The 13,538-nt window shown below is 70.3% G+C and carries 13 protein-coding genes; 1 reads left to right on the top strand and 12 read right to left on the bottom strand.

From position 1 onward, the window contains the following. The 12 genes from KUTG_RS29690 to KUTG_RS29635 all read right to left on the bottom strand — a co-directional run. The coding region (locus KUTG_RS29690) for an NADH-quinone oxidoreductase subunit G (RefSeq protein WP_043731074.1) at positions 1 to 1,700 on the bottom strand (1,700 nt) is incomplete at its 3' end. Between the two features lie 3 nt (positions 1,701 to 1,703). After that, on the bottom strand, positions 1,704 to 3,005 hold the full coding sequence (gene nuoF, locus KUTG_RS29685; RefSeq protein ID WP_043721404.1) for an NADH-quinone oxidoreductase subunit NuoF: 1,302 nt from the start codon (positions 3,003 to 3,005) through the stop codon (positions 1,704 to 1,706). 87 nt (positions 3,006 to 3,092) lie between these two features. Beyond that, on the bottom strand, positions 3,093 to 3,827 hold the full coding sequence (gene nuoE, locus KUTG_RS29680; protein ID WP_043721402.1) for an NADH-quinone oxidoreductase subunit NuoE: 735 nt from the start codon (positions 3,825 to 3,827) through the stop codon (positions 3,093 to 3,095). Then, positions 3,824 to 5,146, bottom strand: coding sequence for an NADH-quinone oxidoreductase subunit D (locus KUTG_RS29675; RefSeq protein ID WP_043721399.1), 1,323 nt, complete (start codon positions 5,144 to 5,146; stop codon positions 3,824 to 3,826). The genes nuoE and KUTG_RS29675 overlap by 4 nt, the downstream gene beginning before the upstream one ends. After that, positions 5,143 to 5,904: an NADH-quinone oxidoreductase subunit C gene (locus KUTG_RS29670; RefSeq protein WP_043721397.1), complete on the bottom strand. Its 762-nt coding sequence runs from the start codon at positions 5,902 to 5,904 to the stop codon at positions 5,143 to 5,145. The genes KUTG_RS29675 and KUTG_RS29670 overlap by 4 nt, the downstream gene beginning before the upstream one ends. Positions 5,905 to 5,913: 9 nt before the next feature. Beyond that, the gene (locus KUTG_RS29665; protein ID WP_052395565.1) at positions 5,914 to 6,525 is read right to left on the bottom strand and encodes a NuoB/complex I 20 kDa subunit family protein; all 612 of its coding nucleotides are present in this window, start codon (positions 6,523 to 6,525) and stop codon (positions 5,914 to 5,916) included. Positions 6,526 to 6,541: 16 nt separating this feature from the next. Next, positions 6,542 to 6,943, bottom strand: a complete 402-nt coding sequence (locus tag KUTG_RS29660) for an NADH-quinone oxidoreductase subunit A (protein ID WP_043721392.1) — start codon at positions 6,941 to 6,943, stop codon at positions 6,542 to 6,544. 429 nt (positions 6,944 to 7,372) lie between these two features. Then, positions 7,373 to 8,653, bottom strand: coding sequence for a geranylgeranyl reductase family protein (locus tag KUTG_RS29655; RefSeq protein ID WP_043721390.1), 1,281 nt, complete (start codon positions 8,651 to 8,653; stop codon positions 7,373 to 7,375). A 45-nt stretch (positions 8,654 to 8,698) separates the two neighbouring features. Next, positions 8,699 to 9,655 carry a hypothetical protein gene (locus KUTG_RS29650; protein ID WP_157494854.1) on the bottom strand — a complete coding sequence of 319 codons (957 nt, stop codon included), beginning with the start codon at positions 9,653 to 9,655 and terminating at the stop codon, positions 8,699 to 8,701. Between the two features lie 320 nt (positions 9,656 to 9,975). Beyond that, positions 9,976 to 10,665 (bottom strand): demethylmenaquinone methyltransferase, encoded by a 690-nt coding sequence (locus KUTG_RS29645; protein WP_043721387.1) that lies wholly within the window; start codon positions 10,663 to 10,665, stop codon positions 9,976 to 9,978. 14 nt (positions 10,666 to 10,679) lie between these two features. Then, entirely contained in the window at positions 10,680 to 11,789 is a 1,110-nt protein-coding gene (locus KUTG_RS29640) for a glycosyltransferase (protein ID WP_043721386.1), read from the bottom strand. Continuing rightward, entirely contained in the window at positions 11,780 to 12,904 is a 1,125-nt protein-coding gene (locus KUTG_RS29635; protein WP_198047353.1) for a glycosyltransferase family 4 protein, read from the bottom strand. The genes KUTG_RS29640 and KUTG_RS29635 overlap by 10 nt, the downstream gene beginning before the upstream one ends. Positions 12,905 to 13,081: 177 nt before the next feature. Here KUTG_RS29635 and KUTG_RS29630 point away from each other — a divergent pair. Continuing rightward, a partial coding sequence (locus KUTG_RS29630) for an inositol monophosphatase family protein (RefSeq protein WP_043721382.1) occupies positions 13,082 to 13,538 on the top strand: 457 nt, incomplete at its 3' end.

Below are 13,538 nucleotides of genomic sequence, written 5' to 3'. Positions count from 1 at the left end.
AGCGCGCCGGCATCGAGGCCCCAGGCCTGCTCGACCTCGGCCCGCAGCGTCGGGTCGGTGACCAGACGCCCCCCGGGCAGCAGGTTCGGCAGCGCGCCGGCCTCCAGCGCACCACGCTCGCCGGCCCGGCGCGGGATCCACGCGGCCCGGGCGCCGGTGCGCTCGGCCAGCCGCAGCACCGACGAGAACAGGCCGGGGACCTCGGCGGCACGCTCGCCGACCAGGATCACCGCCCCGCTGCCGGACAACGCCTCGAAGGCGCCCGCGGTGGTGGAGTTGAAGAACAGGCCTTCGATGGCCGCCGGCTCGCCGCCGGGAACACAGCGCAGCAGAGTGCCGTTGGTCTTCTCGACGGCCCCGCTGGTGTGCTGGCCGAGGTGGAAGACCTTCGTCTTGCCGGTGCGGGATGCCTTACGCAGCCGCAGGAAGACGATCGGCGACTCCTCCTCCGGCTCGAAGGCCACGCACAGCACGGCGGGCGCGGCCTCCAGGTCGGCGTAGGTGACGCCGCCGTTGTCCGGGGAGGTGCCGACCACGTGCGAGGACAGGAAGTCCAGTTCCTCCACGGAATGCGCGCGCGCCCGGAAGTCGACGTCGTTGCTGCCCAGGGCGACCCGGGCGAACTTCGAGTACGCGTAGGCGTCCTCGACCGTCACCCGGCCGCCGGCCAGCACGCCCGCGCCGCCGTTGGCCTTGGCCGCGGCCAGGCCGTCGGCCGCCTTGCGCAGCGCGTCCGTCCAGGAGGTCTCGACCAGCTCGCCGGTCTCCTCGTCACGCACCATCGGCCGCAGGATGCGGTCGGCCGAGGTGGCGTAGCGGAAGGCGAACCGGCCCTTGTCGCAGTTCCACTCCTCGTTCACGGCCGCGTCGTCGCCGGCCAGCCGGCGCGTCACCTTTCCGCGCCGCCAGTCCGAACGCTGCGAGCACCCGGACGAGCAGTGCTCGCACACGCTCGACGTGGACACCAGGTCGAACGGGCGGGAGCGGAACCGGTAGGCGGCGCTGGTGAGCGCGCCGACCGGGCAGATCTGGATGGTGTTGCCGGAGAAGTAGCTCTGGAAGGGCTGCTCCTCGGCCACGCCGATCTGCTGCTGCGAGCCGCGCTCCAGCAGGTCGATGAACGGGTCGCCGGCGATCTGCTTGGAGAACCGGGTGCAGCGCTGGCACAGCACGCAGCGCTCCCGGTCCAGCAGCACCTGGCTGGAGATCGGGATCGGCTTGGGGAAGGTCCGCTTCGTCTCGACGAACCGGGACTCCGCGCGGCCGTGGGCCAGTGCCTGGTTCTGCAGCGGGCACTCGCCGCCCTTGTCGCAGATCGGGCAGTCCAGCGGGTGGTTGATGAGCAGCAGCTCCATCACGCCCTGCTGGGCCTTGTCGGCCACCGGCGAGGTGTGCTGGGTCTTGACCACCATGCCGTCGGCCACGGTCATGGTGCAGCTGGCCTGCGGCTTCGGCATCGGCCGGCCGCCCATCTCCACCTCGACCAGGCACTGCCGGCAGGCGCCCGCCGGTTCGAGCAGCGGGTGGTCGCAGAACCGCGGCACCACGATGCCCAGCCGCTCGGCGGTCCGAATCAGCAGCTCTCCCTTGGGAGCCACCACTTCCAGGCCGTCGATGGTGAGCTTGACGTGGCCCTCGGGAACGGCGAGTTCCGTGGAGGAATGCCCAGAATTAGACACAGTTTCAGGTGCGACAGTCATGTCTCAGTGCGCTCCTGCCAGTGCGTGCTTCCCGGTGCTGGCCGCGTTGGTGTCGCACAGCGCCAGGAACTCGTCCTTGAAGTACTGGATGCCGCTGGTGATCGGGCTGACCGCGCCGTCACCGAGCGCGCAGAACGAGCGCCCCAGCACGTTGTCGCAGATGTCCAGCAGCGTGTCGATGTCGCTGGCCGTGCCCTCGCCGCGCACCATCCGCTGCAGGATCTGCACCAGCCAGTAGGTGCCCTCCCGGCACGGGGTGCACTTGCCGCAGGACTCGTGCTTGTAGAACTCGGTCCACTTCATCACGGCCCACGGCACCGAGACCGTCTCGTTGAACAGCTGGAGCGCGGTGGTGCCCAGCATGGAGCCGGCCTCGGCCGCGCCCTCGAAGTCCAGCGGCACGTCCATGTGCTCGGCCGTGAACAGCGGGGTCGAGCTGCCACCCGGCGTCCAGAACTTCAGCGGGATGCCGTCCTTCATGCCGCCGGCCAGCTCCAGCAGCTCGCGCAGCGTGGTGCCCATCGGCGCCTCGTACTGGCCGGGATTGGTGACGTGCCCGGACAGCGAGTAGATCTTCGGGCCCGGCGAGCGGTCCCGGCCCATGGTGCGGAACCAGTCCGAGCCGCCGTTGACGATGAACGGCACGCTGGCGATGGTCTCCACGTTGTTGACCACGGTCGGCGACTCGTACAGGCCCGAGGTCGCCGGGAACGGCGGCTTGAGCCGCGGCTGGCCGCGCAGGCCCTCCAGCGAGTCCAGCAGCGCCGTCTCCTCGCCGCAGATGTACGCGCCGGCGCCGGCGTGGATCACCACGTCCAGGTCGAAGCCCGAGCCGAGGATGTCCTTGCCCAGGTAGCCCGCCTCGTAGGCCTCGCGCACCGCGGCCTGCATCCGGCGGATGCAGTGCAGCGCCTCGCCGCGCACATAGACGGCGGCGAAGTTGGCCCTGATCGCGTACGAGGTGATGATGATGCCTTCGACCAGCGAGTGCGGGTCGGCCATCATCAGCGGGATGTCCTTGCAGGTGCCCGGTTCGCCCTCGTCGGCGTTGATCACGAGGTAGTGCGGCTTGCCGTCGCCCTGCGGGATGAAGCCCCACTTCATGCCGGTCGGGAAGCCCGCGCCGCCACGCCCGCGCAGACCGGAGTCCTTGCACAGCTGGATGAGCTGGTCCGGGTGGGCCTCGAACGCCTTGCGCAGGGCGGTGTAGCCCTCCAGCTGCTCGTAGGTCCGGATCGTCCACGACCTCGGCGACAGCCACCGCTTGGTCAGCACCGGGGTCAGTGGTTTGACGTCGTTGCTCACAGAACCTCCTCGCTAGCGCTCGGAGTATCTGCGAGCAAGCTCGCTGTGCTCGATGGTTCGCTCGCCAGCTCGCTCACTGCAGCCCCCTCACTTCTTCTCCGGCAGAGCGGGGAAGGAGACCGAGTCCGGCATCGTCGGCGCGGTCCACCCCTTCTCGTGCGCGATCTTGGCTCCACGCAGCGTCTCCGGCGCGGCCGACGGACCGTCCACATCGGACTCGCGGCCGTCCAGGAAACCGGCCAGCTGCAACTCGACCTGACGGAAGTCGGTCAGCGGGGCGCCGCGGGTCGGGTCCGGCTTCTTGCCGGCCTGCAGCTGCTTGACCAGGTCGAGCGCCGACTCCGGCGTCTGGTTGTCGTAGAACTCGTAGTTGACCTGCAACACCGGCGCGAGGTCGCAGGCGGCCAGGCACTCGGCGTGCTCCAGCGTGATCGAGCCGGGCTCGCCCGGCTCGCCGGAGGTCTGCTCGTGGCCCAGCGCCTTGCCGTCACGGCCGAGGTGCTTGCGCAGCCCGTCGTAGATCGCGTCGCCGCCCAGCGCCGCGCACAGCGTGTTCGTGCACACGCTGACCAGGTGCTCGCCGCACGGCTTGCGCTTGTACATCGTGTAGAACGTGGCCACCGCGCTCACCTCGGCGGTGGTCAGGTCCAGCTGGTCGGCGCAGAACGCGATGCCGTCCACGCTCACGTAGCCCTCGACCGACTGCACCAGGTGCAGCATCGGCAGCAGCGCCGAGCGGGCCCGCGGGTACCGGGCGATGATCGCCTTGGCCTTGTCCGCGATGTCCGAGCCGAACAGCTCGTCGGAGAGATCAGAGGTCACCGGTCACACCCACCCATCACCGGGTCGATCGAGGCCACCGCCGCGATGACGTCGGCGACCATGCCGCCCTCGCTCATCGCCGGCATCGACTGGAGGTTCACGAAACTTGGGTCCCGCACGTGGACGCGGAACGGCCGGGTGCCGCCGTCGGAGACGACGTGGTAGCCCAGCTCGCCGCGCGGCGACTCCACCGGCACGTACACCTGGCCGGCCGGCACCGCGAAGCCCTCGGTGACCAGCTTGAAGTGGTGGATCAGGGACTCCATCGACTGCCCCATGATCTTGCGGACGTGCTCCAGGGAGTTGCCCATGCCGTCCGAGCCGATGGTCAGCTGGGCCGGCCACGCGATCTTGGCGTCGGAGACCATGACGGGGCCCGGCTCCAGGCGCTTGACCGCCTGCTCGATGATGCGCAGCGACTGGTGGATCTCCTCCAGGCGCAGCAGGTAGCGGGCGTAGCAGTCGGCGTCGGTCGAGGTGGGCACCTCGAAGTCGTAGGTCTCGTAGCCCAGGTACGGCTCGACCTTGCGCATGTCCCAGGGCAGGCCGGCCGACCGCAGGATCGGGCCGGTCATGCCCAGTGCCAGGCAGGCGTCCACCGGCAGCACGCCGATGCCGGCCAGTCGGTTCTTCCAGATCGGCTGGCCGGTCAGCAGCTTGTCGTAGTCGGGCAGCCGCTTCTTCATCAGCTTGACGAAGTCGGTGATCTTCTCGACCGCGTCCACCGGGAAGTCCTGGGCCAGGCCGCCGGGCCGGATGTAGGCGTGGTTCATCCGCAGGCCGGTGAGGAACTCCAGCAGGTGCAGGACTTCCTCGCGCTCGCGGAAACCGGCCGTCATGCCGGTCAGCGCGCCCAGCTCCATGCCGCCGGTGGCCAGCGCCACCAGGTGCGAGCCGATGCGGTTGATCTCCATCAGCAGCACGCGGCCGACCTGCGCCCGCTGCGGCACCTCGACGCCGAGCAGCTTCTCGACCGACATGCAGTAGGCGGCCTCGTTGAACAGCGGCGCCAGATAGTCCATGCGCGTCACGAAGGTGACGCCCTGGGTCCAGTTCCGGTACTCGACGTTCTTCTCGATGCCGGTGTGCAGGTAGCCGATGACGGTGCGGCCCTGGGTGACGGTCTCGCCCTCCAGCTCCAGCACCAGCCGCAGCACGCCGTGCGTCGACGGGTGCTGGGGGCCGAGGTTCATGACGATGCGCTCGTTGCCGAGCGCGTCCTCCACGACCTCGTCCCAGTCGCCGCCGAAGACGTTGAAGACGGTGCCCTCGGTCGTCTCCCGAGAACTTGCGTAGATGTCCTCTTCGGTGCTGCTCATGAGTACGACCTCCGCTGGTCGGGCGGCGGGATCTCGGCGCCCTTGTACTCGACCGGGATGCCGCCCAGCGGGTAGTCCTTGCGCTGCGGGTGGCCGTCCCAGTCGTCCGGCATCAGGATTCGGGTCAGCGCGGGGTGGCCGTCGTAGACGATCCCGAACATGTCCCAGGCCTCGCGCTCCTGCCAGTCCGCGGTCGGGTAGACCGAGACCACGCTGGGCATGTGCGCGTCGTCGACGTCGACGCAGACCTCCAGCCGAATCCGGCGGCGGTAGGTCATCGACGTGAGGTGGTAGACCGAGTGCAGCCGCTGCGGCACGTCCGCGCCGTAGTCCACACCGGACACCGAGCTGCACAGCTCGAAGCGCAGCGCCGGGTCGTCGCGCACGATGCGGGCGACCTCCAGCAGCTGCTCACGGCGGATGTAGAAGGTGATCTCGCCGCGGTCGACGGTGATCTGCTGCACGGTGTCGGCCGGCAGCTCCTTCTCGTTGATCGCGGCCAGCAGCTCGTCGGCGACCTCGTCGAACCAACCGCCGAAGGGGCGCTCGCTGGGCGCGGCCACGTGGGCCGGCAGCCGCAGGCCGCCGAAGCCGGAGGTGTCGCCGGAGCCGGAGATGTGGAACATGCCGGAGCGGGCCCGGCCGGTGACCAGCGGGCCGCCCGCGGGCTCGGCGCCGCGCGGTTCGAGTCCGCCGACCGGACGGTCGGCGCTGGACTGCTCGCCGCCGGTCTCAGGGGTGGTGGGTTTGTCAGTCACGGGAACGCGTCACTCCCCGGCGGTGAGCTGGTGGCGATGGCTGGGATCGACCGGGCCGCGGAACTTCTTGCTGCCCGGCTTGCCGTAGTGGACCGAGGACGGCTCCAGCTGGGTGCGGTAGCCGGATTCGGCCAGCAGCGCGGCCCGCTTGGCGCCGAGCGGCTCGTCCATGATCTTCTGGTGGATCTTGAGGATCGCGTCGATGAGCATCTCGGGGCGGGGCGGGCAGCCCGGCAGGTACATGTCGACCGGGACGACGTGGTCGACGCCCTGCACCACGGCGTAGTTGTTGAACATGCCGCCGGACGAGGCGCACACGCCCATCGCCAGCACCCAGCGCGGCTCCGGCATCTGGTCGTAGATCTGGCGCAGCACCGGGGCCATCTTGTTGGTCACCCGGCCGGCCACGATCATCAGGTCGGCCTGGCGGGGCGACGCCCGGAAGACCTCCATGCCGAAGCGCGCCAGGTCGTAGCGGGGCGCGCCCGTGGTCATCATCTCGATCGCGCAGCAGGCCAGCCCGAAGGTGGCGGGCCACAGCGACGACTTGCGCGTCCAGTTGACCAGCTTTTCCACGCTGGCCAGCATGATCCCGTTGGGGAGCTTCTCCTCAAGACCCATCTCGCCGCTCCCTAGGTCAGTTCCAGTCCAGCCCGCCGCGGCGCCACACGTATGCGTAGGCGAACCCGACGGTTGCGATGAACAGGACGATCTCCACGACCCCGAACAGCCCCAGGGCGTCGGAGTTCACCGCGAACGGGTAGAGGAAGACCATCTCGATGTCGAACAGGATGAACAGCATCGCGGTGAGGTAGTACGCCACCGGCATCCGGCCGCCGCCGACGATCGGCTGCGGCGACGGTTCGATGCCGCACTCGTAGGCGTCCAGCTTGGCCTTGTTGTAGCGGCGGGGTCCGGTGAACGGCGCCGCCGTCACCGAGAACAACGCGAATGCGGCCGCCAGCACGAACAGGCACACCAGCGGGACATAGGCCCCCAGAGCCGAGGGGGCCGCTGCGGCTTCAGCGACGTTCAGCACCTTTTCGTCTCCTCCGTGTGGGGCCGATCACCGGCCTCGTGACGGAACCCTAGGGGTGACGTTCGCCGCACCTTGGGTAAGGCAGACCTAACCTCAACCGCCCCGACCTGCGCGTTCACCGACACCTCCCACCGCCGACGCCTGCCAGCCTTGTGAAATTCTTCACAAGCTTGTGAACCAGTTCACAAGCGAGCCGAGTGTATGCCCCCCTCCACGGGGTCGCCCAGGGGGTTGACAACAGGGGCGGTTCAAGATCATGTCGAGTGACTGATGACTACGCCGATCGGGTGTTTTCGTCATAATTCAGAGAATGACCAGGAAATGAAAAATCCCCTCGTGCGAGGGGATTTTTCCGGTCCTTGAGCAGCACAAACGTCATATCACGGAGCGTGATCAACTCCGATCGTCGGCACCGATGTGATCATCCTCTCAGACCGCGGGCGCGAGCCTCGTGGCCAGCGTGATCACCCGGTCCATGGCGTCGCCGTCCTTCTGGTCGTACAGGCCGGCCAGCAGCTTCAGCACCAGCCGCATCAGCGTCTCCTGGGGCATGCCGTAGCGGGTGGCCGTGCGCATGATCGTCGGGTTGCCGATCAGCTTGGAGAAGATGTTGCCCAGGCGGTAGTAGCTGCCCAGCGCCTCGCGCAGGCGGGTCGGGTAGGCGTGCAGGGCGTGTTCGCGGGACATGCCGGCCGGGCGGGCCATCGCCTGCACCACGCACTCCGCCGCCAGCTTGGCCGACTCCATGGCGTAGCCGATGCCCTCGCCGTTGAACGGGTTCACCGTGCCGCCCGCGTCGCCCACCAGCAGCACGCCGTCGCGGTAGTGCGGGGTGCGGTTGAAGCCCATCGGCAGCGCAGCCCCGCCGACCTTGCCGAGCGCGTTCTCGTCGCGGAAGCCCCACTCCTCCGGCGTGCCGTCCAGCCACGTCTTCATCAGCGCGCGGTAGTCCGTGCGGCCGTACGCCTTCGAGGTGGACAGGATGCCCAAGCCCACGTTGACCGTGCCGTCGCCCATGCCGAAGATCCAGCCGTAGCCCGGCATCAGCACCGGATTGGCCGGGTTCGAGCGGTCCCACAGCTCCAGGTGCGACTCGAGGTAGTCGTCATGCGTGCGGGGGCTCTGGTAGTAGCGCCGCACCGCCACGCCCATCGGCCGGTCGTCCCGCTTCTCGATGCCCATCGACAGCGCCAGCCGGGCCGACACCCCGTCGCAGGCCAGCACGATCGGCGCGTGGAACTCCTTGCCGTCCTTGGACTTCACGCCCACCACGCGGCCGGTCCGCTCGTTCTTCACCGCTTCCGTGACCGTCGTCGCCTCGCGGAGCCGGGCCCCCGACTTCTGCGCGTTGCGGGCCAGCATCTCGTCGAAGTCCTTGCGGGTGCGCACCACCCCGTAGGGCGGGAAACTCGCCAGCTCCGGCCAGGCCAGGTCCAGCTTCGTGCGGCCCGCGATCACCCGCAGGCCCTTGTTGTGCAGCCAGCCCGCCTCTTCCCTGGTGTCGATGCCCAGGTCGATCAGCTGCTTCACGCCGCGGGGCGTCAGGCCGTCCCCGCACACCTTCTCCCGCGGGAACGTGCTCTTCTCCAGCAGCAGCACATCCAGCCCGGCCCGCGCCAGGTACGTCGCAGCGGTCGAGCCCGCGGGCCCGGCCCCCACCACGATCACGTCGGCGTCATCGCCGGCCTGGCCTCGGCTGGGCGTGCTCATGCCGGACTCCCTCGTGAATTCGTTCACTAGCAGGTCAAAGTGAGTCTAACCGTGGCCGGCCGCCACCCCCGCCGCCACGGCTCTGCCCGCCACGCTGCCGTAGGCGCCGTACAGATCGCGCAGCACGCCGGCCGGATCCTTACGCAGCCGGGACGGCACCGTGTGCACCACCAGCACACCGGCGGCGGTCAACGCCGAGTGCCGGCGGGTGGTTCGCTCGTGGTCGTCCGGCGCCAGGTGGAACTCCTTGGAGTCGATCTCCCAGGCCAGGCCGACGTCCGCCCACCACGCGTCCACGATGCCGAGGCGACGCCCCTGCTTGTCGCGCAATTCCACATTCCACGCCGGGGCCGGCAGCCGACTCCGCAGGATGAGCCTGCGGGCCCATGCCTCCGCCGCGGACCGGACTCCGTCACCGACCTCTTCCAGCACGATCCTGGGCAGTGCCGAGCCACGAAGCCTGCGATGCGCCAACTCGTGGGCCAGGTCGTTGACAGTGCAGATGCCCCGCTGCACTCCGTCGGCGAGCATCGCCCGCACCACGTCGAGCCGACCGTCCCTGCGCGCCGCGTCAATCAGCGCTCGGGCCGGGCTTGCCAGGGGAACGCCGTCGACGATCGTCGTCGACCACGGCCGTTTCGACCGTTCGACCACCATGAACGACTGGCTGGCCAGCCGGCTGTCCGGCGTCACCAGCAGATGCACCAGGCCGTCGACCGGAACCCTGCTGACGCCGTGCCGGCGGACAGCCTCCACCCCGGTGACCGCCGCCCCCGGCCCAGCGCGCAGCAACGCCGCCCGCACCATCTGCCGCCGGCTGGGCACACCGCCGCTGAGCAGGTAGACGCCCGTCAACAACCGAGTCCAGCCACCCCCAGGCCGGCACCGACGCGCCGGCAGCGACTGGTCGACGCCGATCCGCACCAGGTCCGCCCAACACGCCACGGCATCGGGAAACAACGCCAACAACCATCCGTCATCCAGCCTGCTGTGCCTCGTCACCCATCCAATGATGGGCACACGCGCGCGCGACGCCACCACCCTTCGCCCAGCTGTGGATAACTCATCTGATCTATGGATGGCTCGGCCCTGTTATCCACATTTTTCGCCACATGCGCTTCCTATGTGGCACCTAACGCCACATAGGAAGCGCATGTGGCAACACCAGACACCTCGGCACGCCGCCCGGCGACACCTGAGATGCCACATGCGCTTCCTATGTGTCACTGGGACGCAAGTGGGAAGCGCATGTGGCAAAAAAGTGGCGCGGGAGGTGGGGCTGTGCGGAAGCTGGGGCCGGCGGGGCGGGGCTTCGGGGGCGGCTAGGCGGGTTTGGTGGCGCGGTGGATGGCGGCCATGCCGGCGGTGAGGTTCATCCAGGCGACGTCTTCCCAGCCGGCCTCGGCGATGAGCTCGGCGAGGGTGCGCTGGTCGTGCCAGTCGCGGATGGAGTCGGCGAGGTAGGTGTAGGCGTCGGTGTTGGAGGCGACGGGCTTGGCGATGACGGGCAGGAAGCGCAGGGCGACGTTGCTGTAGAGCTGGCGCAGGGGCTTCCAGGTGGGCTTGGACAGCTCGCAGATCACGAGGCGGCCGCCGGGACGGACGACGCGGGCCATCTCGCGGAGGGCGGAGACGGTGCCCTGGAAGTTGCGCAGGCCGAAGGAGACGGTGGCGGCGTCGAAGGAGGCGTCGGCGAAGGGCAGGTGCAGGGCGTCGGCGGCAATCTTGGGTACGGGGCGGCGGGCGCCGGAGCGGAGCATGCCGAGGGAGAAGTCGGCGGCCACGCACCAGGCGCCGGCGCTGGAGAACTCGACGGTCGACACGGCGGTGCCGGCGGCGAGGTCGAGGATCTTCTCGCCGGCGCGGGCGTCGAGGGCCCGACGGGTCCACTCGCGCCACCGCCGGTCGAACCCGAGCGTCATGACGGAGTTCGTCAGGTCGTAGCCCTTGGCCACGCCGTCGAACATCTCGGCGACCTCGCGCGGGTTCTTGTCCAAGCCGGCTCGCGACATGACGGGAGCCTATGTCACCTCGCGCGCAGGGCGGCCAGCATCCCGTCAACGGCGGCGGGCCAGGGGAACTCCTCGGCCCGGGCACGGGCGGCGGCGCGGCGGTCGGCCTCGGGGTCGGCCAGCAGGGACTCGACGGCGGAGGCGAAGGCGGGGGCGTGGTCGGAGACGGCGGCGCCGCAGCCGGGGGCGACGAGCTCCCGCAGGGCGGAGGAGGCGGAGACGACAACGGGGGTGCCGGAGGCGAGGGCTTCCAGGGCGGCGAGGCCGAAGGTCTCGTGCGGGCCGGGCGCCAAGGACACGTCGGCGGAGGCGAGGAGGGTGGCGACCTGGGGTCGGGATGACACGAAACCGAGGAAGGTGACGGGCAGGCCGGCGGCGCGGCGTTCGAGGGCCTCGCGGCGGGGGCCGTCGCCGGCGATGACGAGACGCACGTCGACGCCGGATTCGTGCAGCTCGGCGACGGTGTCGACGCTGCGCTCCACGTGCTTCTCGGGCGAAAGACGGCCGCAGTGGACCATCAGGGCGCCGGCGCCGCGGGCCAGGTCGTCCCGGACGGCCCGGTCGCGCCGACACGGGGTGAACTCGCGCAGGTCGACGCCGAGGGGGACGCGGCGGACGTTGGTGGCGCCGATGCGGTCGAACTCCGCGCGGGCGAAGTCGGTGGTGCAGACCACGGTGTCGTAGCTGGCGGCCATCCGCCGGTTCGCCCAGTCCGCGCCCCGCACGGCCGGCCGCCGCGGCACGAGGAACTGCTCCAGCAGCCGGTCAAGGCGCTCGTGCGAGATGACGACGCTGGGCACGTCGTGTTCACGGGCCCAATGCCCCATGCCTCGCAGCGTGAGCCGGTCGGAGACCTCCAGCCGGTCGGGCCGGAGCCGGTCGAGCAGCACCCGCACCCGCCATGGATCGACGGCGCGATAACCGCCGGTGCCGGGGATGACCGGGGCACGGAGGGTGATGCGCTTGACGCCGGACGGCAGCACCTCGCAAGCGGGACGACGGCCCGGCACGACCAGGATCACGTCGTGGCCGTGCAGCGCGTAGCCGGCGCCGAGGTGGTGCAGGGCGGTGCGCAGCCCGCCCGATCGTGGTCCGTAGAAGTTGGCGAGCTGGACTACGCGCACCGGGACTCCGGCTGGTCGAGCAGTTCGGTGTAGTGCCCGAGCAGCTCGTCGCAGATCGCGGACCACGTCCTGGCCTGCACGGACCGTCGGGCGGCCGCACCGAAGGCGGCCCTGGTGGCGTCATCGCGCAGCAGTTCGATGCTTCGTCGCAGCCCCGCCGCGAACTCGTCGTCCGACCACGGCGACAGCAGGAAGCCGGTGCGGCCGTCGTCGATCAGGTCGGACGGCCCGCCGGCGTCGGGGGCGATCGCCGGCAGACCCGAGGCCAGCGCCTCCTGCACGGTCTGGCAGAACGTCTCGTGCGGGCCTGTGTGCACGAAGACGTCCAGGCTCGCGTAGACCTTGGCCAGGTCCTCGCCGGTGGTCAGCCCCAGGAAGGCGGCGTCGGGCAGCTTGTCCCGCAGCGCCGGCTCGTCCGGGCCCGCGCCGACGACGACCACCCGCACGCCGGGCACGTCGTTCAGCGCGGCCAACCGGTCCACACGCTTCTCCGGCGCCAGCCGTCCCACGAAGCCGACGAGCATCTCGCCGTTCGGGGCCAGCTCGCGGTGCAGCCGGTCGTCCCGCTTGTGCGGGTCGTAGCGCTCGACGTCCACGCCCCGGCCCCACCGGTGCACCCGCGGCACGCCGCGTTCCCGAAGCTCCCGAACGGCCCAGGTCGACGGGGCGAGCGTGCGGGTCGCCAGTGTGTGCAGCCGCTTGGTCCATCGCCAGGCGGTACGAGCGCCAAGCCCGAATCCGTACGAGCCGGCGAAGCCCGCGATGTCGGTCTGGTAGACAGCGATCGTCGGCAGGCCGAGCTTGCGGGCGGCCGACAGGCCACGGGCGCCGACCACGAAGGGCGACGCCACGTGCACCAGGTCCGGCTTGAAGTCGGCCAGGGCGGTGAGCACCCTGCGGGTCGGCAGGCCGACGGGCAGCGACGTGACGAACGGGAAGTCGACGGCCGGCAGGCGCACGACCCGGGTGTCCTCGTGCCGGTCGGGGCCGGGGCCGGGGCAGACGACCAGGCTCGGGATCCGGTGCCGGCGCAGGTGCGCCAGTACCTGGACGACGGAGTTCGTCACCCCGTTGACCTGCGGCAAGAAGCTCTCGGTGACGATCGCGACGCGCACAGGCCCAGCGTCCGCGCCCATCCCGTACGCAGGGTGGCCGGTTGGCGAACGCTGCCCGAAATCCTCAGGTCAGGGATTGGCGGGCGACCGGCCGGCCCGCAGACTTGATCTGGTGATCTCCGGGACGTCACCTCTGCTTCTCATCGGCGACACCCATCGCGTTCACGCTCGGGTGGCGTGACCCTCTTGTCATCCCGATCGATTCAGCCGGTTGACCCCGGGCTGCTGTCCCGGGCACTGGAGGTCGCCGGTCGCCTGGCCAACGACGCCTCCGACGTGATCACGGCGACGGCCGGCCGGGGCGCGCGTCCGGAGTCCAAGGACTCCCCGTTCGACTGGGTCACCGACACCGATCGCACCCTGGAACGCCACACCCGCCGCGTGCTGGCCAGCGAGTTCCCCGGCATCCCCGTGCACGGCGACGCGTACGGCGCCGACGAGGGGATCAGCGCCGCGCCGTACCGCTGGGTGGTGGACCCGGTGGACGGCACCACCAACTACGTGGCCGGCATCCCCTGGTGCGCCTACAGCCTCGCGCTGCTCGACGAGCACGGCCCGGTGGTCGGCGTGGTCGCCGACCCGTACCGGGCGCAGATCTACGCCGCCGCGCGCGGCCGTGGCACCCGGGCCAACG

Origin of the sequence: Kutzneria sp. 744 (assembly GCF_000568255.1) — a bacterium.
GTDB lineage: Bacteria > Actinomycetota > Actinomycetes > Mycobacteriales > Pseudonocardiaceae > Kutzneria.
Note: the sequence above shows the minus strand (reverse complement) of the source record. Positions and strands in the feature narration are given on the sequence as shown.

Bases quoted from the DNA above. Each gene is read 5' to 3' on its own strand.
- KUTG_RS29675 (WP_043721399.1), bottom strand. From the start codon at position 5,146: ATGAGCAGCACCGAAGAGGACATCTACGCAAGTTCTCGGGAGACGACC.
- KUTG_RS29665 (WP_052395565.1), bottom strand. From the start codon at position 6,525: ATGGGTCTTGAGGAGAAGCTCCCCAACGGGATCATGCTGGCCAGCGTG.
- KUTG_RS29655 (WP_043721390.1), bottom strand. From the start codon at position 8,653: ATGAGCACGCCCAGCCGAGGCCAGGCCGGCGATGACGCCGACGTGATC.
- KUTG_RS29645 (WP_043721387.1), bottom strand. From the start codon at position 10,665: ATGTCGCGAGCCGGCTTGGACAAGAACCCGCGCGAGGTCGCCGAGATG.